A 21522-nucleotide genomic window follows, 5' to 3' on the forward strand; every position below is an offset into this window, starting at 1 on the left:
ATGTTGCGATCTGCAGCCTGGCCGTCGTCGGCCCGGCACCTGGAAACCGCGCGGATCGAACGGACGACCGGGAGGCCCGGCTCGACACCGACGGACCGCCTGGCGGTCGCGCAGGCGGTCGCCGCCGCCACCCCGCCCCTGTCCGCCGGCACGGCCGGCGGCTTCTTCGGCACGCTCGCCGCGGTCGCCGCAGCGGACGTCGCCACTGCCCGCACCGTCGAACCGCACCTGGACGCCCTCGGGATCCTGGCGCAAGCCGGGGTCGACGCCCCGGACGGTTCCACCTGGGGCGTCTTCGCCGCCGAGGGCCTGGGGCTGCGGCTCGACGCCGCACCACAGGACGACGGCACGGTCCTGCTCCACGGCAGGAAGCCGTGGTGCTCGCTCGCCTCGACGCTCTCGCACGCCCTGGTCACCGCGCACCTGGGTGACGAGCGCGTCCTGGTCGCCGTGGACCTGCGACAGCCGGGCGTCACCGTGCACGACGAGGCCTGGGTCGCACGCGGCATGCCCGACGTGCCGAGCGGACCGGTCGACTTCGACGGTGTCCGGGCACGCCCCGTCGGCGCCCCCGGCTGGTACCTGGAGCGTCCGGGCTTCGCGTGGGGCGGCATCGGTGTCGCAGCCTGCTGGTGGGGCGGCGCGGTCGGGCTCGCACGGGTGCTCCGCGACGCCGCGGCCGCGCACCCGGAGTCCGAGCTGCTGCAGGCGGCCCTCGGTGCCACCGTCGCCGACCTCGCCGACGCCGAGGACGCCCTCGCCGACGCCGCTGCCCGGATCGACGGCTCCGACCCGGCCTCCGACGACACCGACTGGCGGCTGCTCGCCCAGACGGTGCGGTCGCGGGTGCGCCGGTCGGTCGACGCGGTGCGCGAACGGGTGGTCGCGACGATCGGCCCGGCACCGCTGACCGCCGATGCCGCCGTCGCCGCACGGGTCGCCGACCTCGAGCTCTACGTCCTGCAGGACCACGGTGCACGCGACCTCGCCCGCATCGGCCGGACGGTGCTCGAGCGCGGCGGTGTCGCGTGGTGAACTTCGACCACCGCGAACCGGGGACCGACCCGGCGGCGTGGACACGGTTCCTCGACGGCGTGGACGCACCGGCGATCGACCTGGCCGACACCGGGTCCGTGCTCGTCGTCGCACCGCACCCCGACGACGAGACCCTCGGTGCCGGTGGCCTGATCGCGGCTGCAGCGCAGGCTGGCACCCCCGTGCACGTGCTGCTCCTCACCCGCGGCGAGCGCTCCCACCCGGACTCCCCCACGACGACCCCGGAGGCACTCGCCGCCGCACGCGACACGGAGTTCGATGCGGCCGTGCGCGTCCTGCACCCCGACGTCACGTCGACCTCGGTCGGGATCCCGGACGGCACGACCCGCGAACACCGCGACCGCGTGACGGAGGCCGTCGACCAGGCGCTGGCCGCGGCCACGCACCCGGTGCTCCTCGTCGCACCGTGGCGTGGAGACGGGCACCGTGACCACCGCATCGCGGGCGAGGTCGCCGAGGCCGCCGCGGCGAGCGCCACCGACGTCGACCTGCTCGCGTACCCGATCTGGGCGTGGCACTGGGACGAGCCGGAGCACTCCGTCGCCCCGTGGGACCGCGCTCGAGCGCTGCCGCTGACCGAGGGCCTCGTCGCCCGGAAGCGTGCCGCCCTCGATGCCTACCCGTCGCAGACCCGGCCGCTCTCGCCCGCGGTCGGCGACGAGGCGATCGTCGACGACCGGCACGCCGCGCACCACCTGCGGACGACCGAGTGGTTCTTCGTGCCGGAGTCCGCCGCGTCGCGGTCTCGCGAGTCGTTCGACGCGCACTACGACCGGAAGCCCGAGGGGTGGGACTTCGACGGGTCCTGGTACGAGCAGCGCAAGCGGGCCGTGACACTGGCGGCGCTCCCCCGCCCGCGTTTCCGCTCGGCGCTCGAGCTCGGTTGTGCGACCGGTGTCCTGACCGCCGCCCTGGCCGAACGCGCGGACGACGTGCTCGGCACCGACATCTCGGCGGCACCGCTCGAGCGTGCCGCCCGCCGTGCCCCGACCGCGCGGTTCGTGCAGGCGGCCCTGCCGTCCGAGTGGCCGGAGGGCCGCTGGGACCTGGTGGTGATGTCCGAGGTCGGGTACTACCTGTCCCCGGCCGACCTCGACGCCACGATCGACCGCGTGCTCACCTCGCTCGACGACGACGGCGTGCTCGTCGCCTGTCACTGGCGGCACCCCGACGACGAGGCCGTGTCGAGCGGCGACGCGGTGGACGCGCGGCTGACCGAACGCTGGCCGCGTCCCGCCCTGCTCCGGCACGTGGAAGCGGACTTCGTGCTGAGCGTGCTGCCCGGCCCGGCGGTCACGTCGGTGGCCCGGGCCGAGGGGATCGTCCGGTGACCGGACCCCACCACCGACCGCGCATCGACGTGGTCGTCCCGGCGCACGACGAGGCCGACCGGATCGCCGCGTGCCTCGGATCGCTCCTGGTGGCGGTCGACCGGCTGGCCACGGAGCGGCCCGGGGTCGACGCGGCGATCACGGTGGTGCTGGACGGTTGCACGGACGACACCGCTGCCGTGGTCGATCGGTACCCGGTCGACGTCCTGACCACGGACCGGGTCGGGGTCGGTCGGGCACGGTCCATCGGGGCGACGCACGCGCTGCGAGCGCACGACGGCGACCCGGTGGCTCGGTGGCTCGCGCACACCGACGCCGATTCGCGCGTGCACGAGCGGTGGCTCGTCCAGCAGTCCGACGCACTGGCGTCCGGCGCGCAGGTGCTCGTGGGCGCCGTCGTCCCGGACCCGGACGACCTGGCGCCCGCGGTGTTCGACCGGTGGACGAGGGCGCACCCGCCGGGCGCCGCGCTCGGTCACGTGCACGGCGCCAACCTCGGCGTGCTCGCCGCGGCGTACGTCACGCTCGGCGGGTTCGACCCCGTCCCCGAACACGAGGACGCCCGCCTGGTCACCCGGGCCCGAGCGCTCGGGTTCCGCGTGGACGCGACCGTCGAGCTGCCGGTGGTGACGAGCGGGCGCTTCGCGGGCAGGACCCCGGGCGGGTACGCCGAACACCTGCGCCAGCAGTACGGCGACGTCGGCTGACCGTCCTAGGTGGAGGTGGGGCGTCGGCCGGTGAACCGCTCCACCCAGCCGGTGACCGTCCCGAGGCGGATCGCCGCAGCACGTCGTCGCCGCCGGCCGAACGGTGCGCCCACGAGCGCCCATCCGGTCGCCAGGAGGTGACGGAGGACCTCGCGGGGACGCCAGGCGGCGCCGTGCGCTCGGTGCTTGTCGACGAGGACACGGTCCCAGCGCGCGTAGTGCCGGTTGTTCCGGAACAGCTCCCGGGTGCCTCGGCGGAGTCGGTACTGCACCGATGCGGACGGTTCGAAGTGGGTCGGGAACCCGAGGTAGGTCGCACGCCATGCCAGGTCGATGTCCTCGGCGGCACCGAGCGACGTGTCGAAGCCCCCGGTGGCCTCGAGGACGGTGCGCCGCATGCCGAGGTTGGCAGCGGACGTGTGCGGGAGGTGCCCGAACCGCACGATCGGCCACGCCTGCTCGGGCGCTTCCCACATCCACGGCTCGTTGAGCGCGTCGTGCAGCAGCGGCCCCGTGCAGACACCGGCATCGGCCAGCCCGCGGACCATCCCCGCGATCCAGGTGTCCGCGACGACGTCGTCAGCGTCGCAGAACAGCACGATGTGGGAGCGGAGTGCCCGCCAACCGGCGTTCCGCGCCGGGGCAGCGCCTCGGATCGCGGACGAGTCGATGGAGCGGACCGTCCAGCCGCGCGGCCACTCCTCTGCAGCGATGCGCGCGTCGACCAGGTGACGGGGTTCACCGTTGCAACTGACCACGATCTCGACGGGTCCGGTCCACGTCTGCCGGGCGAGCGCTGCGAACTGGGGGCCGAGCTCGACGGTGGTGCGCTGTCCGACCGGGATGACGACGCCGACCGTGGGCTGCGGTGCGACGCCGCTCATCGTGCGGGTTCCCGTTGGCCGGCCGTCGCGCCGATCATCGTGGCCGCCGTGGTGATCCCGGCAGCGGGGGTCACCCCCGTGGCGTGGAGGTCGCCGACGAGGACACCGCCGGCGAGCCCGGCGGTCCGACCACAGGCGAGGTCGGACGGACGGTCACCGACGATCCAGGACCCGGCGAGCCGGATGCCGAACGTCGCTGCCGCCGCGAGGACCATGCCGGGTCCGGGCTTCCGCCACGGGTCCGGGTCACCGGGCAGTCGAGCACTCCCGACGATCACGTCGACGTCCGCGCCGTGGGACTGCATGGCTCGGCGGATGCGCCCGTTCACGGTGTCGAAGCCGGACCAGTCGTACCAGCCCCGGGCGATGCCGCTCTGGTTCGTCACGACGACCACCGGGACGCCGTCGTGCCAGGCCGCAGCAGCCGATTCGATGGCGTCGGGGACGAGCTCGGTGCGGTCGAGCGACCCGACGTGTCCGTGGTCGACGATGAGCACACCGTCCCGGTCGAGGAACAGTGCGTCGACGCCGTCGAGCGGCCGTTCGGAGAGCCGTTCCAACGACCGGTGCCGGTCACGCGACGCGGACACGGGTCCCGGTCTCCGAGAAGGCGAACGGGACGACGCGTTCGGGGCCGAGGGCCCGGACGAACGCAGCACGCTCGGACGGGGGCACGACGAACAGCATGTGCCCGCCGCCGCCGGCACCGAGCAGTTTCCCGCCGGTGGCCCCGAGCGTGCGTCCGTGCTCGTACAGCTCGACGACGGGGCTCGCCGTCGTTCCGAGCACCGCGGCCTTGAGCGTCCATGCCTCGTGCAGGGCCGGGCCGAACGAGTCGGTGCGACCGGCGGCGAGCTCGTCGCCCATCACCCGGGCGAGCTCCACCATCCGTGTCACGCGGTCCCGCGCTCCGCCCGGCCGCGACATCGTGCGGGACTGGCGGCCGAGTTGCTGTCCGGCGTCCCGCCCGATCAGGGTGTCGACCAGCACGAGCGACGATTCGAGGTCCTGCCTGGCACGCTCCGGCATGTCGATGGGCGTCGCGACCGTCGAGCCGTCGGTGCCGAAGTCGTAGCGACGGAGTCCCCCGTGGGCGGACGCGGTCTGGTCCTGCAGGCCCACCGGACGCGCGCAGCGGATCATCTCGATCTCACTGGCCGTGGCGGCGAGCGCGCTCGGCTCGAGGTCGGCACCGCGGAGTGCCGCCAACGCCGCCACCAGGCTGGTGACGACCGCGCCGGAGGTGCCGAGGCCGGTCCCGGAGCTCCGGACGTCGGAGTGGATCGAGACGTCGACCGGGACCGCCGGGGTGTCGTGCAGCAGGGCTTCGCGCACGAAGTCGTGCTCGATGGCTGCCGGGGAGTCCGCCGTCTGCACGCCGTCGGTCACGACGCGGATCCCACCACGTGCACGGGGGCGGACGACGGTCTCGACGGCCAGGTCGATCGTGGTGCTGACCACGCACCCGGGCTGCTCGGAGAAGTACGCGGGGAGGTCGCTGCCCCCACCGAAGAAGGAGACGCGGAGCGGGGAGCGGGCGATGATCACGAGCGGGCGACCTGGACGCCGGCGACGAAGGCACGGGTGAGCGCGTGGTGGTACGCGACGTGGAAGTCCTCGATGACGTCGATGTCACACGACGGCACCACGGCGGCGACGTCGACGAGGTCGAGGATCGGCGGGAGTCCCTGCATCGCCCCGGTGAAGGCGAGCGTGACGGCGCCGCGGTCGCGGGCGAAGTCGAGCGCGCGCAGCACGTTGGCGGATCCCCCGGAGGCGCTGAGCCCGAACACGACGTCCCCGGTGCGCATGAGGACCCGCAGCTGCTCGAGGAAGACGTCGTCGTAGTCGAAGTCGTTGCCGACGGCGGTCATCATTGCGGCGTTGTCGGTCAGGGCGAGGATCCGCAGCCGCTCGGCGACCGGAGCGAGCGGGTCGGCCTGACGGGACGGAGCCAGGCTCTTCGCGAGGTCGGCCGCCATGTGGCTCGCCAACGCCGCGCAGGCCCCGTTGCCGAAGACGAAGACCGAGCGTCCGTCGCGGTGGGCGTCGACGAGCACGGCCGCGATGCGCGCGATCTCGTCGACGGGGAACCGACGGGCGAACCGGTCGACCTGGACGGAGTACGCCTCGACGATCTGCGCGGCGGCCCGCAGGTCAGGGGCTGTGGTGGTGAGCATGGCTGTCCTTCGTTCGGTGTCGACGACCAGCATACCCATTACACATGCGAAATATCAACGGCGAAAAGCAACCGCTGCGGCGAACGCGGTCGTGTAGCCGTCGATCGACCCGGTCTCGTGCCAGTCGCCGTGGATCCGTGCGGCCTGCACGCCCCCGTCGAGTGCGAGCGCGCCGAGCGCAGCACTGAGGTAGAGCTCCCCGTCGGCCGCAGGGGCAACGGCGCGCAGCGCTCCGAGCACCGCTGGCGTGACCACGTACCCACCGACCGAAGCGAGCCCGTCGACGGGCGGGTCGACCGGCTTCTCGACGAGTTCGACGACCCTCCCGCTGGCGTCCACACGAGCGACACCGCAGCGTCGGAGCGCCGCACGCGGAGCACGCACGACAGCGATGACGGGCAGTCCAGTCCTGCGGTGACGGTCGAGCACGACGGCGCTGCGGTTCTCACCGAAGACGACCTCGTCACCCCAGAGCACGAGGAAGGACTCATCGCGCACGCGGGTCGCAGCCGACAGGATCGCTCCCCCGTTGCCCGGCCCGGCAGTCTGGAGACAGGTCTCCAACTCGACGCCCCGCGCTCGGGCGTCCGGCCGGAGGACGTCCGTGACGTAGTCGTTCAAGGCCGTCTTGTCCGGCCGGGTGACGAGGACGATGCGCTCGATCCCGGCGCCGATCAGTTCGTCGACCACGATGTCCAGCGTCGGCCGGTCGCCGAGTGGCAGCAGCTCCTTCGGGATCGCTTGCGTCAGGCGACCGAGTCGGGTGCCGCGACCGGCGGCGGGGATGACAGCCGTCCGCACGGGTGGGACCGGGGGGACGGGATCAGGGAACCGGGCCACGGGCGAGCGCCTTCCTGGGACGGGGACGGGGAGGTCGTCGGCGCCGACGGGGCAGGGCCGATCGGACGTCGGGGAACACGAGGGCGACGAGCAGTGCCGCCAGTGCTGCCAGGATGCCCGGCACGAGCACGGAGCCGATCGGATCAGCACCGAACCCGCTTCGGACCACGGCCGACACGAGGACCGCGGCGCTCGTGGCCGCGGCCGCGGGGAGGACCGGGAGTCCGAGGTCGCGCAACCGCAGACCGGATCCCTTCGTCGCCACCAGGAAGGCCGGCACCACGAGCCCGGAGCAGGCCACCGCGTACGCGGCAGCCATGCCCTGCGGCCCCCAGACGGTGCCGACGACGAGGGCGCCGACGAGGACCGGCTGGGTGACCAGCGCCCAACGGACCTGTCGCCCGGCGCGGCCACTGGCGATGAAGTACCAGACGGCCGCGAACCCGAGCGCCTGCGCCCCGCCCGCGACGACGAGGAACGGCAGGAGTGCCGCGGAGCCGAGCCAGTCGTCACCGAACAGCAGGTGGACGATCGGGCCGGCGAGCGCCCCGAGCACGGCGAGGACCGGCCACGCCAGGAGCGTCACCGTGCCGACGAGTCGCCGGAACCGCTCACGGAGCACCACGGCGTCGACGCCCGCCATCGCCGGGACCGCGATCCGTTGGACAGCCGCCCCGATCTGGTCCAGCGGCAGGGTCATCAGCTGCACGGCCTGGGCCCACAAGCCGGACGCCGCCGGGCCGAAGAGCGCCGCCACCAGCACGCGGTCCCCTGCCCTGGCGACGAGCGAGACCAGCTGGACCAAGGACACGTCCCGCGCGAGCGCGGCCATGGTGCGGACCGAACGCCACGGTGCTGCCGTGCCGCGGGGCACGCGGCGCAGGACGACGACGCCGACCGTGATCACGATCCACAGGGCCACCACCTGCGCCACCATCGCGACGGATCCGGCGCCGACGAGCGCGAGACCGATCGACAGGGTGGAACCGAGCACCACGGCGATCGACTCGACGAGTGCGACCCGTCCCATCTCGTGCTGGCGCACCATCGAGGCGATCGGGACGGCGACGAGGCCGGCGAGCGGGAAGGCCACTGCGATCGCCAGGAGCAGCCCGCCGGACGGCGACGACGGCAGCGCCCGGAGGACGAGGAGACCGGCGGCGGCGACGAGGGCCCCCAGCAGGATCCCAGTCAGGGAGCTCGCCCGGTGGAGCGCGACGTGGACGTCCGCCGGGAGCGCACCCGAACGCAGGACGACCGCAGCGAACCCGCTGTTGCGGACCAGCTCGAGGACGACACCGAGCGCGAGCACCGCCGCGGCGACCCCGTAGGCGTCCGGCCCCAAGACGCGTGCCACGACGACGTTCGAGACGATCTGCACGGAGGCCCGGAAAGCGGTCGCGGCGATGCTGAACACCCCACTCCGCACGATCGCCACGCATCCAGAATATCACGTGTCATCCTTTGCCGGGGGTCGCTTACGCGGTTCATCGGAAGCAGCAGTGACCGCCACAACCACGCTGCCTAGGTTCTCCTCCGTCGGCCCCGCCGCGTGCTCTGCGCGGCCGGTGACCCCAGCCGGCCACCACCGAGGAGAACCATGTTCCTGACCTACCTCAGGCGCGAACTCACGAACCGCAAGAAGCAGACGGTCATCATCGCGATCGGGATGGCCCTGGCCATCGCCCTCGTGGTGATCGTGTCGTCGATCTCGGGTGGCGTGCAGGCCGCGCAGTCGAGCGTCCTGCAGTCCGTCTACGGCGTCGGCACCGACATCACCGTCACCAAGACCGCGACGGCGTCGACGAACGGCGGGCGTCCGAGCTTCGACTTCGGCAGCCGGAGCGACAGTGACGACGACAGCGGTTCGACCGACCTGTCCCAGTCGCGACTGGCGGTCGCCCGCGGCACGAGCACCCTGAACGCCGCGAACCTGTCCACGATCACGAGCACCGACGGCGTCAAGGCCGCAACGGGTGTCCTGACCCTCGAGAACAGCACGTTCTCCGGCCAGGTCCAGCAGCAGTCGACCGACGACAGCAGCACGGACAGCAGCAGCGACAGCACGACCCAGCAGGGCCCGCCGAGTGGGGACACCGGCGGTGGCGGCGGGTTCGGCGGTGGGTCGTTCAGCGTCGACTCGTTCACGGTGACCGGCATCCCGGTGTCCGGCGCGACGGTCGGTCCGCTCACGAGCACCGAGCTCACGAAGGGGCGCACCTTCGCCGCGAAGGACGCGGGCAAGGACGTCGTCGTGCTCGATGCGTCGTACGCGAAGAGCGAGTCGAAGGCGGTCGGCGACACCGTCGACATCGGCGGCACGGACTTCACCGTCATCGGCATCGTCAGCTCCACCGGCTCGGCCTCGACCACGGGCTCGAACACCTACATCCCGCTCGACACCGCGCAGGCGCTGGCCGACCTCGACGGGAAGGTCACCTCCATCTCCGTCTCCGCCGAGTCGTCGTCCGACGTCAGCACCATCAAGTCCGCACTGCAGGCGAAGCTGCCGAGTGCCACCGTCTCCACCGAGGCCGACCTGGCCTCGAGCGTGTCCGGGTCGCTCAGCACCGCGTCGAGCCTGGTCGCGAACCTCGGCACGTGGCTGTCGATCGTCGTGCTCGCCGCGGCGTTCCTCATCGCGATCCTCTTCACGATCTCCGGCGTGACCCGCCGCACCCGCGAGTTCGGGACCCTCAAGGCGATCGGCTGGTCGAACGGCCGCATCACCCGACAGGTGGCCGGCGAGTCCCTGGTGCAGGGCCTGATCGGCGGCGTGCTCGGCGCTGCAGCCGGCCTGATCGGCATCCTCGTGGTGAACGTCATCAGCCCGACGATCTCGGCGAGCGCCTCGAGCACGACCGGCGGGGGTGCCGGTGGCGGCGGTGGCATGCCCGGCGGCGCAGCGACCGCGGCCGCGGGCAGCGGCACGACGGGCGGTGCACCGGCCGGTGGCTTCGGCGGCGGCGCGAGCACCGCGTCGACGACCGACGTGGTGCTGCACGCCCCGGTGACCGTCGAGGTGATCCTGCTGGCGATCGGCCTGGCGATCCTCGGCGGGCTCATCGCCGGCGCGCTCGGCGGCTGGCGTGCGAGCCGGCTCCGTCCGGCCGAAGCGCTCCGGAGCGTGGCCTGATGCCCGGCCGCACCGACACGACCGAACCGACGACAGGAGCACCCGTGACCAGCACCGACACCGCGACCGGCGAGGCGGAGGCGCGCCGTGCCTCCAGTCCGATGTACCGGCTGACGAACGTCAGCAAGACCTACCAGCAGAAGAACCGGACCGTCACCGCCCTGACGAACGTGCACCTGACGATCCCGCAGGGGCAACTCGTGGCCGTCCAGGGGCCGACCGGCGGCGGGAAGTCGACGCTGCTGCAGATGCTCGGAGCGCTCGACCGGCCGAGTGCCGGGTCGATCCACCTCGGTGGCGACCGGGACGTGGCGAAGCTCGGCGACGGCGCGCTGACCGACCTGCGGGCGACCGAGATCGGCTTCGTGTTCCAGAGCTTCAACCTGATACCGACGCTGACGGCGCTCGAGAACGTCGAGACGGCGTTCGCGGGGTCGCTCGCGAACCGGTCCCGGACCGAGGTCCGCGAGCGTGCGGTGGCTGCCCTCGGCGAGGTCGGGCTGGGTGAGCGGATGGAGCACCTGCCGGCCGAGCTCTCCGGCGGACAGCAGCAGCGGGTGGCGATCGCCCGGGCGCTGGTGAAGAACCCGAGCGTGCTGCTCGCCGACGAGCCGACGGGTGCGCTCGACGAGTCGACCCGCGACGAGATCATGGCGCTCATCGAGAAGCAGTGGCGGGAGCGCGGGCTGACCGTCGTCATCGTCACGCACGACTCGTGGGTTGCGAAGCGGGCCGAGCGGCGCCTGCACATCAAGCAGGGGCAGGTGTGCGAGGTCTAGCGGGGCAGGCGGGTGCGCGGGCAGGCGCGGGGCGTCCGCCCGCGTTCCGCGCTGAGCGACAGTCCACGCCTCCAGGAGCGCGTGGACTGTCGCTCAGCGCGTGAGGACGCCGCCGATCCCCCCGGCGCTCCCGCTACCGCGCCACCGGGTAGTCGCAGTACGCGAACCACGTCGAGTCCGGCGCCCACGGCGGCACGTTGACCGTCCCCTGCCCGCCGTCGAGCGCCACCAGGGTCTCCGGCTGCACGGCGATCCGGGCACCGCAGACGAGCGAGCCGGGCAGCAGCCGGAGCTCGACGCGGTGGTCGGCCGGGTGGCCCTGCACGCCGGGCTCGTACGACAGGGACAGCAGGTGTGCGCCGTCGGGCGACAGGTGCGGGAACCAGTTCACCCGCTCGTCGTTCGTGATCCGGACGGGGTCGTCGGCGCCGGGCCGGAGTGACGCGAGCTGCGCGGTCCCCGGTGTGAAGCGCTCGGTGTTCCAGAGCAGCGTGCCGTCGGCGGTGATCGTGCAGCCGTCGTCGGCGTGCTCGTCCCGCGTGACGAACGTCGGCTCACCGGTCGCGGGGTCGAGCATCGCGACGTCGGTCGTCCAGACGCCGTCCTCGGACAGCTCCCCCACGATCGCGGCGAGCGCGCTGCCGTCCGGGGCGATGCCGTGCAGGTAGAACTTCCGCTTGGTCGGCAGGGCCGCAGCGACGTCGGTGATCCGGGTCGCGGGGCCGCCGTCCGGCAACGGGACCCGGTACAGCTCGCCGTCGCGGGCGCTCACCACGATCGAGGTGCTGGACGGGTCGAGCACGTGGTCGTTGTTGATCTCGTCGACACCGTCCATCGGCACCGGCACGAGCGCGGTCTCGTCGAGCACGGTGCCGCTGTCGGCCGACGGCAACCGCAGCAGCCAGAGGTCGCCGTCGCCGTTCAGCACCAGGGTGTCGGCGTCCAGGACGTTCGGCGCCTCGACGAGCACCGTTGCCGACTCGAACACGAGCCGCGCGGTCCGTGACCCGACGTCGTACACGTGCACGCGGCTGGTCTGTCCGGGCAGCAGCTGCCGCCCCCGGGTCTCGTCGCTCATGCTTCCATCCTGTCGGTCGTCGGGTGGTCGGGGTCGGTGGGGAACGGCAGAACACCGGTGTTCACGCTGCGCACCGCGTGATGCGGGGGTGTCGAGCGTGAACACCGGTGTCTTGCGGAAAGGGGGTCGCCTACTTCACGGCGCCCGCGGTCAGGCCGGCCACGAACTGGCGCTGGACCACGAGGAACGCGGCCACGACCGGGATCGACACGACGAGCGACGCCGCCATGACCTGGTTCCAGTACACGTTCGTCTGCGTCGAGTACTGCTGCAGACCGACCGCCAGGGTCGAACCGAGCCCGTTCGTCATGACCGAGGCGAAGAGGACCTCACCCCAGGCCGTCATGAACGAGTAGATCCCGACCGCCACCAGACCCGGACGGGCCGACGGCAGGATGACCCGGAACAGGGCACCCATCGGACCCGAACCGTCGACCATCGCGGCCTCGTCGAGCTCGCGCGGGATGGTCTCGAAGTACCCGGCGAGCATCCAGATCGAGAACGGGAGCGTGAACGTCAGGTACGTGATGATCAGCCCGAGCCACGACCCGACGAGCTGGATCCCCAGGGTGTTGCCGAGGTTCGTGAAGATCAGGAACAGCGGCAGCAGGAACAGCACGCCGGGGAACATCTGCGTGGAGAGCACCGCGGTGGTGAAGGTGCTCTTGCCCTTGAAGTTCCAGCGCGAGACACCGTAGGCGGCGAACGTCGCGATGATCAGCGAGAACACCGTCGCCACCGTGCACACGACGAGCGAGTTGATGAAGTACCGGCCGAGCGGCACCGTCGACCACATGTCGATGAACGGCTGGAAGGTGATCCGCGACGGGATCCACGTGAAGTTGTCCTGCACGTCGCCGAGGGGCTTGATGGCCGTGGTGATCATCACGTAGAGCGGCACGACCGTGAACAGCGTCAGGACGACCAGGGTGATGATCTTGAAGGACTTGGCGCCAGTTGTCTCACGCACGGACGGACCTCCGGTTGGTCACGGCGAGGTAGATGCCGGTGACGACGAGCAGGAAGAGCAGGAGCAGGACGCTCATCGCGGCGCCGGAACCGAAGTTCCAGGTGATGAACGACGCGTTGTAGATGTGGAAGCTCAGCAGGTCCGCGGCCGGTGGCTGCGCGGTCGAGCCGAACAGCACGAACGGTGTGTTGAAGTCGTTGAACGTCCACAGGAACATCACGAGCACGAGCGTCACGTTGACCGGACGGACCATCGGCAGCGTGATCGAGCGCCACTGCCGGAACGGCTTGGCGCCGTCGACCGAGGCGGCCTCGTACACGTCGTTCGGCACGGACTGCAGGCCGGCCATCAGCATCAGGAACGCGAACGGCCAGGTCTTCCAGATGGCCACGACGACGACCGCGACGAAGGCGTTGTTGCCGATGAGCCAGAACGGGGCGTTGCCACCGAACAGTCCGAGCTGGTCGACCAGCAGGTGGTTCAGTGCCCCCGAGTCCCGCTGGAACATGAACTTCCAGGTGATGACGCCGGCGTACATCGGCAGCGCGTACGGCACGAGGAACAGGGTGCGGAACAGCCCGCGTCCGGCGAACGGCTTCTGCAGCGCGACGGCTGCGGCCATGCCGAACGTCCAGGAGAGCCCGACCACGAGGACCGTGAAGGCACACGTGATGAGGAACGAGTTGAGGACCCCGCGGCCGATCGCCTGGTCGAAGTCGACCACGACCTGGTAGTTCCGGAACCCGGCGAAGGGCGCGGCGCCCCAGTTCGCGATGAAGTGACTTGGTGAGCTGGATGAACGAGATCCAGATGCCGGTGAGCATCGGGACGATGTGGATGAGCAGCTCGAACAGGATGGCCGGCGCGACGAGCGCGTAGGGCAGCCAGTGGGTCTTGCGCTTGCGACCTGGCGGACGGCCCGACATCGTCGGGGCCTTCGTGTGCGTCAGGTCGATGCGCTCCGAGTCGGGCAGGACCGTCGTGGACATCTGGTGGGGCCTTTCGGCAGGAGGGGCGTGCAGGTGCGGTCCGCGCGTGCCGTGGCAGCCGGGAGGCGCGGGGTGCGTGGGGCGTGTGCCTCACGGCCGACGGGTGGTCGGCTCTGGAGCGTCAGGGGCTGGAGGCCCGGGCGCGTCCTGCGGACGCGACCCGGGCCTCCAGGGTGGATCAACCGGCGGCCTGGGACACCTGGTCCTGGGCGGTCTGCAGAGCCGACTTGATGTCGGCCTCGGAGACCTTGGAACCGGTCGCGATCTTGGCGAACATGTCGTTCATCGCCTTGCCGACCGTGGACTCGAACTGGTCCTCGGCGGGCACCAGCGGGAGCGGCTTCGCCTTGTTGTTGTAGATGTCGAGGAACGTCTTCGTCTGCTCGTCCGTGACGGAGTCAGCAGCCTTGGCGAGCACCGGCAGGGCCGAGTACGGCTTGTCCAGCGTCGTCTGCGTGTCCATGCTCGTCATGTACTTGACGAACTCGAGCGCGCCGTCCTTGTTCTTCGTGTTCTTGAAGACCGACAGGTTGATGCCAGCGGGGAACGAGGCGATCTGCTCGCCACCGCTCGGGGCGGGCAGGGCCACGACGCCGTACTCGGACGACTTCATGCCGAGCGACTCGATGGTCGCGTTCGCGTTGTTCTGGTTGAGGATGAACGCGGCCTTCTTCTTCGCGAAGTCCGTGGTGGACTGCGTCGCGTTGTCGTACTGCGCGTTCGACGGGTTGGCGACCTTCGAGTCCTGCATGAGGTCGAGGTACCGCTTGATGCCGTCGACGTTGGCCTTCGAGGTGAAGGTCGGCTTGCCGTCCTTGTCGAACCACTCGCCACCGTTCTGCGCCGAGTTGATGAACGCGAAGTGCGAGTTCTCGGTGTACGAACCGCCTGCGAGGCTGAAGCCGTAGGTGTCACCCTTGGTCAGCTTCTCGGCGTCCGAGACCATCTCCTCCCACGTGGTGGGCGGGGTGATGCCGGCGTCGGACAGCATCTTCTTGTTGTAGTACAGGCCGTAGGCGAGGCCGTAGAGCGGGACGCTCGTGACCGTCTTGTCGGGCGCGCCACCGGTGGACAGGGCGACCTTGCCGAACTTGTCCGCGCCGCCGATCGCCTTCATCTCGGCGTCACCGAACTCCTGGAAGGCGCCGGTGGCCTGGAGCGAGGTCGCCCAGGTGTTGCCGATGTTGACGACGTCCGGGCCCTGGCCCGAGGTGACGGCGGTCTGGATCTTGTTCTGCAGGTCGTTCCAGCCGATGACCTGGAGGTCGACCTTGATCCCGGTCTCCTTGGTGAACTTCTCGAGGACGGGGGTCAGCACCTCCTTGTCGTTCTGCAGGGACGTGCCCTGGTTGGACGCCCAGTAGGTGAGCGTCTTGGAGTCGCCGGCGTCGCCGGACGATCCGGAGGAGCAGGCTGCGAGGCCGGTCACGGTGAGTGCGGCGGCCGCGGTGATGGCCAGTGCGCGGATGGCAGTGCGCATGACTCTCTACTTTCTCGTCGTTGAGATGGTGCAGGGATGGTGCAGAGGTGGAGCTGGTGCTGCGGATGGTGCTGGTCGGGTGCTGCTGTGGGTTGCGGGCAGCGCCCCGGCGGTCAGGCCAGGGTGCGTTCCGCGGGGTCCCAGCCCTCGGGGAGGGTCGGGGAGGGCGACACGGTGCTCTCGACGAGCACCGCCTCGCCACGTTCTGCTGCCTCGGCGATGGAGACCATCACGTCGAGGACGTGGAAGGCGAGCGCACCGGGGACGCGGTTCGTCTCGCCGGCCCGCAGCGAGCGGGCCAGGTCGACCACGCCGGTGCCGCGCGAGGAGGTGGAGCCGACCGCGGGGATCGTCTCGGGCTCTTCGGCACCGAGCAGGTACAGCTCGGTGTCGCCGTCGAAGTTGTTCGGGTCGGGGAACACGACGGTGCCGGTCTCCCCCGCGATCTCGACGAAGCCGGTCCGGCCCCGGTCGGACTCGAACGAGAAGACGCTCTGCGCGCTCCCGCCGTTCTCGAACTCGATGAGCGCGGAGTGGTTCGTCGGGACGTCCACCGGGAACTCGGTGCCGGCCTTCGGTCCGGAGCCGATGGTGCGGGTGGCGCGGGACTTCGACGCCGTCGCCGTGACCTTCTTCACCGGTCCGAACGCCTGGACGAGGGTGGTGATGTAGTACGGGCCGATGTCGAACAGCGGACCGGCGCCGTACGCGAAGAGGAACTCGGGGCTCGGGTGCCACGACTCGGGTCCGGGGCTCTGGAACAGCGTCAGGCCGTTGAGCGGCGTGCCGATGCGGCCCTCGCGGATGGTGCGGAGCGCGGTCTGCAGGCCGGCGCCGAGGAACGTGTCCGGGGCGACGCTGACCGTCTTGCCCGCGGCGGCCGCGGCGTCACGGAGCTCCGCGGCGCTGGCACGGTCGAGGGCGTAGGGCTTCTCGCCCCAGACGTGCTTGCCTGCGGCCAGGGCCTGCAGCGCGACCTCGACGTGGGCAGCCGGGATCGTCAGGTTCACGACGATCTCGATGTCGTCGTCGGCCAGGAGCTCCTCGACGGTGCCCGAGCCGGGGACGCCCCACTTCTCGGCCTGGGCGGCAGCGCGCGGCAGGTCGATGTCGGCGATGAAGCGGACCGTCACGTCGGGGAAGACCGTGAGGTTCGACAGGTACTGGTCCGAGATGACCCCGGCGCCGATGACGCCGACGCCGACCGGGCCGGTGCGCAGCGTGCTGTCGGTCGCCGTCGCAGCGGCGGTCGTGGTGTCGGTCATGCGCGGGCCCCCTCGAGGAACGTGTAGGAGTCGGCGACGGCCTGGAGGACGTCACCGTCGTGGTCGTCGAGCTCGACGACGTGCAGGGCCTCGGGTGCGGCGGCGATGATGTCGCGGATCGGCATGATGCCGTTGCCGACGGCGACCTGCTGCTTGTCGTCGTGCGAGCCGTCGCCGTCCTTGACGTGCAGGAACCGGACCTTGTCGCCGTACTTGCCGATGACCGCGACCGGGTCGTCCCCGCCGACCTGCACCCAGTAGGTGTCGAGCTCGAGCACGACGTCGTCGGACAGGGCGTCGGCGAAGACCTCGTAGGCGCTGACGCCGTCGATGCGGTTCGAGAACTCGAACGCGTGGTTGTGGTAGCCGAGCACCAGACCGTGGTCGGCCGCCCGCGGGGCGAGCGCGCTGAGTTCGCGGGCGATCGCCTCGACGTCCTCGCGGGTGGTCCAGCGAGCCTCGTCGATGTGCGGGTCGATGAGCGTCCCGAACCCGAGGGTGGTGGACGCGTGGAAGATGCGCTCGAGGTCCTGCTCGCCGGCGTCGAGCAGCCGGGCGTGGCCGCTCGGGGCGGCGAGGCCTGCGCTCCGCAGGGCGGCGGCGAGTTCGTCGGCGTCGTCGACGAAGCCGAAGGCCTCGACGTTCGTGTAGCCGATGTCGGCGATGCGCTGCAGGGTGCCGGGCAGATCGGCGCTGAGGGCATCGCGGACCGTGTAGAGCTGGACCGAGAGCGGTTGGGTCACCAGGGTTCTCCTCGTCGAGATGGTGCGGTCGTCAGTGACCGATCGTCACACTACGAGCACTTTTGTCGGCGGTCAAGCAGAAGTCGAAGGAATGTCGACGGACTTCATTGCGTGGCGCGAACGATGTGTGCTTCACTCCCCACATGGTCGACTTGAACCGGACGGCAGCGTCGCCTCCGGTCGGGACGAGCGAGCTCTTCCAGATCCTCCGCGACGGCGTGCCGCGCACCAGGGCCGAGCTCGCCGCACTGACAGGACTCGCACGCTCCACCATCGGCGTGCGCCTCGACTCCCTGATCGACATCGGACTCGTCGGTGCCGTCGACACCGCCGTCTCCACCGGCGGCCGTCCGCCCGCCCAGGTGGCGCTGAAGCCCCGCGCCCGGCTCGTCATCGCCGCCGACCTCGGTGCGTCGCACGGCCGCGTCGCCGTCACCGACCTGGTCGCGGCACCGCTCGCCACCCGTGATGCCCGGATCGACATCGCGGCCGGCCCGGTGCCGACGCTGTCGTGGCTCGTCGAGACGATCGACGACCTGCTCGCCGAGGTCGGGCGCAGCCGACAGGACGTCATCGCGATCGGCATCGGCGTCCCCGGACCCGTCGAGTTCTCCACCGGACGACCGGCCAACCCGCCGATCATGCCCGGCTGGGACGGCTTCGACGTGCCCTCGTGGCTCCGCCAGCACATCGCCGCCCACGTCCTGCTCGACAACGACGTGAACATCGCCGCGCTCGGCGAACGGGAGCACGGCTGGCCGGACATCGACCACCTGCTGTTCGTGAAGGTCGCCACCGGCATCGGTTCCGGCATCGTGTCCGAGGGCCGGCTGCAGCGCGGTGCCCAGGGCACCGCCGGGGACATCGGGCACGTGCGCGTCTCACGCGCCGGCGACGTCCCCTGCCACTGCGGCAACACCGGCTGCCTCGAGGCCGTCGCCTCCGGTCCGGCCATCGCCCGGGCCCTCCGCGCGAAGGGGCACGACGTGCACACCGGAGCCGACGTCATCGACCTGGTGAACCGATCGGACCTCGACGCGATCTACGCCGTCCGGCAGGCGGGCCGTGACATCGGCGAAGTGCTGGCGACGTGCATCTCGCTCATCAACCCGTCCGTCATCGCGCTCGGCGGATCGATCACGCAGGCGGGTGAGCACCTGCTCGCCGGCGTCCGTGAGGTCGTCTACTCCCGCTCGATGCCCCTCGCCAGCGAGCACCTCGTCATCGTGCAGTCCCGTGCGGGCTCCCTCGCAGCGCTGCAGGGTGCCGCGGCCCTCGCCATCGGCTACGCCCTCTCCCCCGCCGGGGTCGACGAGCTCGTCGCCTTCGCCGAGGGCCGCGAACTGGCCTCCTGACGCACACCCGCCCGCCGCGTGAGCGCGTCGGTTTCGGTCTTGCCGGTGGTCGGGGGGACAATCGTGGGGTGACGATCGTGCAGCCCACCCTGTGGGGCGACCTGGACCCCGGTCTGGAGGCGTATCCCGCCCCCGGTACGCCGGTCCCGGCCGCGCGTGACGCGTTCACCGCCCTGCGCGGCCACACCGAGCGCATCGTCGCGCACTCCTCGGACCGCGTCGCGTGGCTCCGCGCCCGCGCCATGGGCATCACCGCCACCGACGTCGCCCGGCTCGCCTCCCTGCGCGCCGTCGAGGCCGTCGTCACCGAGAAGCGCTACGGCTCCCGGTTCTCCGGCAACGCGTTCACCGAGCACGGGAAGGACCGCGAACCGGTCATCGCCGCCTGGGTGGCCGCCACCCACGGCATCCAGCCCTCGGCGCACCTGTTCCACGCCGCCGCGAACCGCGCGCACCTCGCCACCCCGGACGGCGTCGGGGTCGACGAGTCGTCCCGTGTGGTGCTCGCCGAGATCAAGACCACCGGCAAGGGCTGGCGGAGCATCCCCCGGCACTACCTCCGGCAGATCTGGTGGCAGCAGTACGTGCTCGGCGCCGACCGCACCCTGTTCGTGTGGGAACGCCACGACGGGTTCGTCCCGGTGGCCGACGAACCCGAGTGCCGCTGGGTCGACCGCGACGACGACCAGATCCGGGGGCTGGTGCAGCTCGCCGACCTGGTGCTCGACAAACTGCGCGGCTTCCGCTCCTAGACCGTCAGCTGGACCGTCTGCTGGACCGTCACCAGCTAGACCTTCACCAGCCGCAACCGGCTCATCCCCACGACCAGGATCCCGAGCAAGGTGATCGACACCGCGATCCCGACGACGTAGATCGCGACGACACCGTAGCCCTGCGCGGGGTCGAGGAACGGGTACGGCACCCACCCGTCGGTCGCACCGCGGACGAGCACCACAGTGGTCCAGACCGCCGGGTAGAGCAGGAACCACCACACGTGCCGGAGCAGCAGCCGTGCTCGGTCCGAGAACAGCAGCCAGTCGAGCACCGCGTACACCGGGATGATCTTGTGCACGATGTCGTTCGACCACGGCACCGAGGCCGACACGTTCGCGCCCGTGAGCAGCGTGTTGTAGACGATGCCCGTCGTCGCGATGTACACCGTGGCGGCACCGCGGAGCACCGAGACGGCGAGGTCCGCCCGCTTGCGACGTGCCGCGGCGACGAGCGTCACCGCGAGGGCCACGGCGATGATCAGGTTCGACTGGATCGTGAAGTAGCCGAAGAAGTTCCAGAACGAGTAGGTCGGGGACTTCGCGCTCTCGAGCCACTGCGCGACGACCGCGACGACGATGGCGATGACGGCGATCAGCCGGAGCGAGTTCACGAGGGTGCGCACCACACCACGTTATCGGGACACGCGCCCCACATGCGGAAAGGACCCGCACCGTTGCCGGTGCGGGTCCTTCCACGAGTCAGTGGACTCAGATGCTGTTGACGTCCAGCGGGATGCCGGGACCGAAGGTCGTCGAGACGGCGCCCTTCATGACGTAACGGCCCTTCGAGGACGACGGCTTGAGGCGGTTGATCTCCTCGAGCGCGGTCGAGATGTTCTCGTCGAGCTGCTCCGGCGTGAACGAGGCCTTGCCGACGACGAAGTGCACGTTGGCGTGCTTGTCGACGCGGAACTCGATCTTGCCGCCCTTGATGTCGTTGACTGCCTGCGCGACGTTCGGGGTCACGGTGCCGGTCTTCGGGTTGGGCATGAGGCCACGCGGGCCGAGCACCTTGCCGAGACGACCGACCTTGCCCATGAGCTCCGGGGTCGAGACGGCGGAGTCGAACGAGGTGTAGCCCTCGGCGACCTTCGCGATGAGCTCGTCGCCACCGACCTCGTCGGCGCCGGCGGCGATGGCGGCCTCAGCAGCCGCGCCCGTCGCGAAGACGATGACGCGGGCGGTCTTGCCCGTGCCGTGCGGCAGGATGACCGTGCCGCGGACCATCTGGTCGGCCTTGCGGGGGTCGACGCCGAGCTTGAGCGCGACCTCGACCGTGGAGTCGGTCTTCGAGGAACCGGTCTCCTTGGCCAGGGCGACGGCCTCGGTCGGGGTGTAGAACTTGTCGGCCTCGATCTTCGCGGCCGCGGCCTGGTAGGCCTTGGACTTCTTCGCCATGGTGGTCTCCTTGCGAGATACGTGGTTGGCGAGCCGGCGAGGCTCTCCCACGGAAAGGTGTCTGGTGGTGGGCCGGAGCCCGATCGGTGCTTAGGCCTCGACCGTGATGCCCATCGAGCGTGCGGTGCCGGCGATGATCTTCGCGGCCTGCTCGATGTCGTTGGCGTTCAGGTCGGCCTGCTTGGTCTCGGCGATCTGACGGACCTGGTCCATCGAGATCTTCGCGACCTTGACCGTGTGCGGGGTCGAGGACCCCTTCTGCACACCAGCAGCCTTCTTGATGAGCTCGGCGGCCGGCGGGGTCTTCAGGACGAACGTGAACGAACGGTCCTCGTAGACGGTGATCTCGACCGGCACGACGTTGCCACGCTGCGACTCGGTCGCCGCGTTGTACGCCTTGCAGAACTCCATGATGTTGACGCCGTGCTGACCGAGCGCCGGACCGATCGGGGGTGCCGGGTTGGCGGCTCCCGCGTTGATCTGCAGCTTGATCAGGCCCGTGACCTTCTTCTTCGGTGCCATGACTTGTCTTCCTCCTGGAATCGAACACACGGGGAT

The 21522-nt window shown here is 70.9% G+C and carries 22 protein-coding genes; 7 read left to right on the forward strand and 15 right to left on the reverse strand.

All coding sequences use genetic code 11. The features are described from left to right. From MXD64_RS12200 to MXD64_RS12210, 3 genes are read left to right on the forward strand one after another with little or no spacing between them, the layout of a single operon-like run. Complete coding sequence (locus MXD64_RS12200; protein ID WP_214518832.1) at positions 1-1035, forward strand: acyl-CoA dehydrogenase family protein; 1035 nt, start codon at positions 1-3, stop codon at positions 1033-1035. Continuing rightward, positions 1029-2387 carry a bifunctional PIG-L family deacetylase/class I SAM-dependent methyltransferase gene (locus MXD64_RS12205; RefSeq protein ID WP_214518831.1) on the forward strand — a complete coding sequence of 453 codons (1359 nt, stop codon included), beginning with the start codon at positions 1029-1031 and terminating at the stop codon, positions 2385-2387. The genes MXD64_RS12200 and MXD64_RS12205 overlap by 7 nt, the downstream gene beginning before the upstream one ends. Continuing rightward, the gene (locus MXD64_RS12210) at positions 2384-3094 is read left to right on the forward strand and encodes a glycosyltransferase (protein ID WP_214518830.1); all 711 of its coding nucleotides are present in this window, start codon (positions 2384-2386) and stop codon (positions 3092-3094) included. Before MXD64_RS12205 ends, MXD64_RS12210 begins: the two co-directional genes overlap by 4 nt. Positions 3095-3099: 5 nt before the next feature. On the opposite strand, the gene MXD64_RS12215 is transcribed toward MXD64_RS12210, so the two are convergent. From MXD64_RS12215 to MXD64_RS12240, 6 genes are read right to left on the reverse strand one after another with little or no spacing between them, the layout of a single operon-like run. After that, positions 3100-3978 (reverse strand): glycosyltransferase family 2 protein, encoded by an 879-nt coding sequence (locus MXD64_RS12215; RefSeq protein ID WP_214518829.1) that lies wholly within the window; start codon positions 3976-3978, stop codon positions 3100-3102. Continuing rightward, the gene (locus tag MXD64_RS12220) at positions 3975-4568 is read right to left on the reverse strand and encodes a D-glycero-alpha-D-manno-heptose-1,7-bisphosphate 7-phosphatase (RefSeq protein ID WP_263136514.1); all 594 of its coding nucleotides are present in this window, start codon (positions 4566-4568) and stop codon (positions 3975-3977) included. The genes MXD64_RS12215 and MXD64_RS12220 overlap by 4 nt, the downstream gene beginning before the upstream one ends. Next, positions 4552-5526 carry a GHMP family kinase ATP-binding protein gene (locus MXD64_RS12225; protein WP_017888654.1) on the reverse strand — a complete coding sequence of 325 codons (975 nt, stop codon included), beginning with the start codon at positions 5524-5526 and terminating at the stop codon, positions 4552-4554. The genes MXD64_RS12220 and MXD64_RS12225 overlap by 17 nt, the downstream gene beginning before the upstream one ends. Then, positions 5523-6158 (reverse strand): D-sedoheptulose-7-phosphate isomerase, encoded by a 636-nt coding sequence (locus MXD64_RS12230; protein ID WP_017888653.1) that lies wholly within the window; start codon positions 6156-6158, stop codon positions 5523-5525. The genes MXD64_RS12225 and MXD64_RS12230 overlap by 4 nt, the downstream gene beginning before the upstream one ends. 54 nt (positions 6159-6212) lie before the next feature. After that, on the reverse strand, positions 6213-6959 hold the full coding sequence (locus MXD64_RS12235; protein WP_071251876.1) for a sugar phosphate nucleotidyltransferase: 747 nt from the start codon (positions 6957-6959) through the stop codon (positions 6213-6215). 22 nt (positions 6960-6981) lie between these two features. After that, positions 6982-8436: an oligosaccharide flippase family protein gene (locus MXD64_RS12240; protein ID WP_263136516.1), complete on the reverse strand. Its 1455-nt coding sequence runs from the start codon at positions 8434-8436 to the stop codon at positions 6982-6984. A 162-nt stretch (positions 8437-8598) separates the two neighbouring features. Between MXD64_RS12240 and MXD64_RS12245 the strand changes: the two genes are divergently transcribed. Both MXD64_RS12245 and MXD64_RS12250 read left to right on the forward strand, forming a co-directional pair. Further along, entirely contained in the window at positions 8599-10134 is a 1536-nt protein-coding gene (locus MXD64_RS12245) for an ABC transporter permease (protein WP_263136517.1), read from the forward strand. A 101-nt stretch (positions 10135-10235) separates the two neighbouring features. Then, the gene (locus MXD64_RS12250; protein ID WP_263137450.1) at positions 10236-10913 is read left to right on the forward strand and encodes an ABC transporter ATP-binding protein; all 678 of its coding nucleotides are present in this window, start codon (positions 10236-10238) and stop codon (positions 10911-10913) included. A gap of 133 nt (positions 10914-11046) precedes the next feature. Here MXD64_RS12250 and MXD64_RS12255 read toward each other — a convergent pair whose 3' ends face one another. From MXD64_RS12255 to MXD64_RS12280, 6 genes are all read right to left on the reverse strand, one after another. Then, positions 11047-11991: a TolB family protein gene (locus MXD64_RS12255; protein ID WP_263136518.1), complete on the reverse strand. Its 945-nt coding sequence runs from the start codon at positions 11989-11991 to the stop codon at positions 11047-11049. A gap of 130 nt (positions 11992-12121) precedes the next feature. Next, on the reverse strand, positions 12122-12961 hold the full coding sequence (locus MXD64_RS12260) for a carbohydrate ABC transporter permease (RefSeq protein ID WP_017888647.1): 840 nt from the start codon (positions 12959-12961) through the stop codon (positions 12122-12124). Beyond that, entirely contained in the window at positions 12954-13685 is a 732-nt protein-coding gene (locus MXD64_RS12265) for a carbohydrate ABC transporter permease (RefSeq protein WP_263136519.1), read from the reverse strand. The genes MXD64_RS12260 and MXD64_RS12265 overlap by 8 nt, the downstream gene beginning before the upstream one ends. A gap of 443 nt (positions 13686-14128) precedes the next feature. Further along, positions 14129-15430, reverse strand: coding sequence for an ABC transporter substrate-binding protein (locus MXD64_RS12270; protein ID WP_194589771.1), 1302 nt, complete (start codon positions 15428-15430; stop codon positions 14129-14131). 113 nt (positions 15431-15543) lie between these two features. Beyond that, a complete protein-coding gene (locus tag MXD64_RS12275; RefSeq protein WP_259493976.1) occupies positions 15544-16695 on the reverse strand; it encodes a Gfo/Idh/MocA family protein in 1152 nt (383 codons plus the stop codon). Continuing rightward, positions 16692-17438, reverse strand: a complete 747-nt coding sequence (locus MXD64_RS12280; protein WP_259493977.1) for a sugar phosphate isomerase/epimerase family protein — start codon at positions 17436-17438, stop codon at positions 16692-16694. Before MXD64_RS12280 ends, MXD64_RS12275 begins: the two co-directional genes overlap by 4 nt. Before the next feature lie 143 nt (positions 17439-17581). Here MXD64_RS12280 and MXD64_RS12285 point away from each other — a divergent pair, with 143 nt between their 5' ends. Together MXD64_RS12285 and MXD64_RS12290 are read left to right on the forward strand one after the other, a co-directional pair. Beyond that, positions 17582-18793, forward strand: coding sequence for an ROK family transcriptional regulator (locus MXD64_RS12285; RefSeq protein ID WP_140448993.1), 1212 nt, complete (start codon positions 17582-17584; stop codon positions 18791-18793). Positions 18794-18861: 68 nt separating this feature from the next. Then, entirely contained in the window at positions 18862-19545 is a 684-nt protein-coding gene (locus MXD64_RS12290; RefSeq protein WP_017888641.1) for a YqaJ viral recombinase family protein, read from the forward strand. A gap of 35 nt (positions 19546-19580) precedes the next feature. On the opposite strand, the gene MXD64_RS12295 is transcribed toward MXD64_RS12290, so the two are convergent. The 3 genes from MXD64_RS12295 to rplK all read right to left on the reverse strand — a co-directional run bounded on the left by MXD64_RS12295 (position 19581) and on the right by rplK (position 21486). Then, on the reverse strand, positions 19581-20189 hold the full coding sequence (locus MXD64_RS12295) for a Pr6Pr family membrane protein (RefSeq protein WP_139179796.1): 609 nt from the start codon (positions 20187-20189) through the stop codon (positions 19581-19583). An 85-nt stretch (positions 20190-20274) separates the two neighbouring features. Continuing rightward, positions 20275-20964, reverse strand: a complete 690-nt coding sequence (rplA, locus tag MXD64_RS12300) for a 50S ribosomal protein L1 (protein WP_017888639.1) — start codon at positions 20962-20964, stop codon at positions 20275-20277. 90 nt (positions 20965-21054) lie between these two features. Continuing rightward, positions 21055-21486: a 50S ribosomal protein L11 gene (gene rplK / locus MXD64_RS12305; protein WP_017888638.1), complete on the reverse strand. Its 432-nt coding sequence runs from the start codon at positions 21484-21486 to the stop codon at positions 21055-21057. Positions 21487-21522: the final 36 nt, after the last annotated feature.

Origin of the sequence: Curtobacterium sp. Arg-1 (assembly GCF_025643395.1) — a bacterium.
Taxonomy (GTDB): Bacteria; Actinomycetota; Actinomycetes; order Actinomycetales; family Microbacteriaceae; genus Curtobacterium; species Curtobacterium poinsettiae.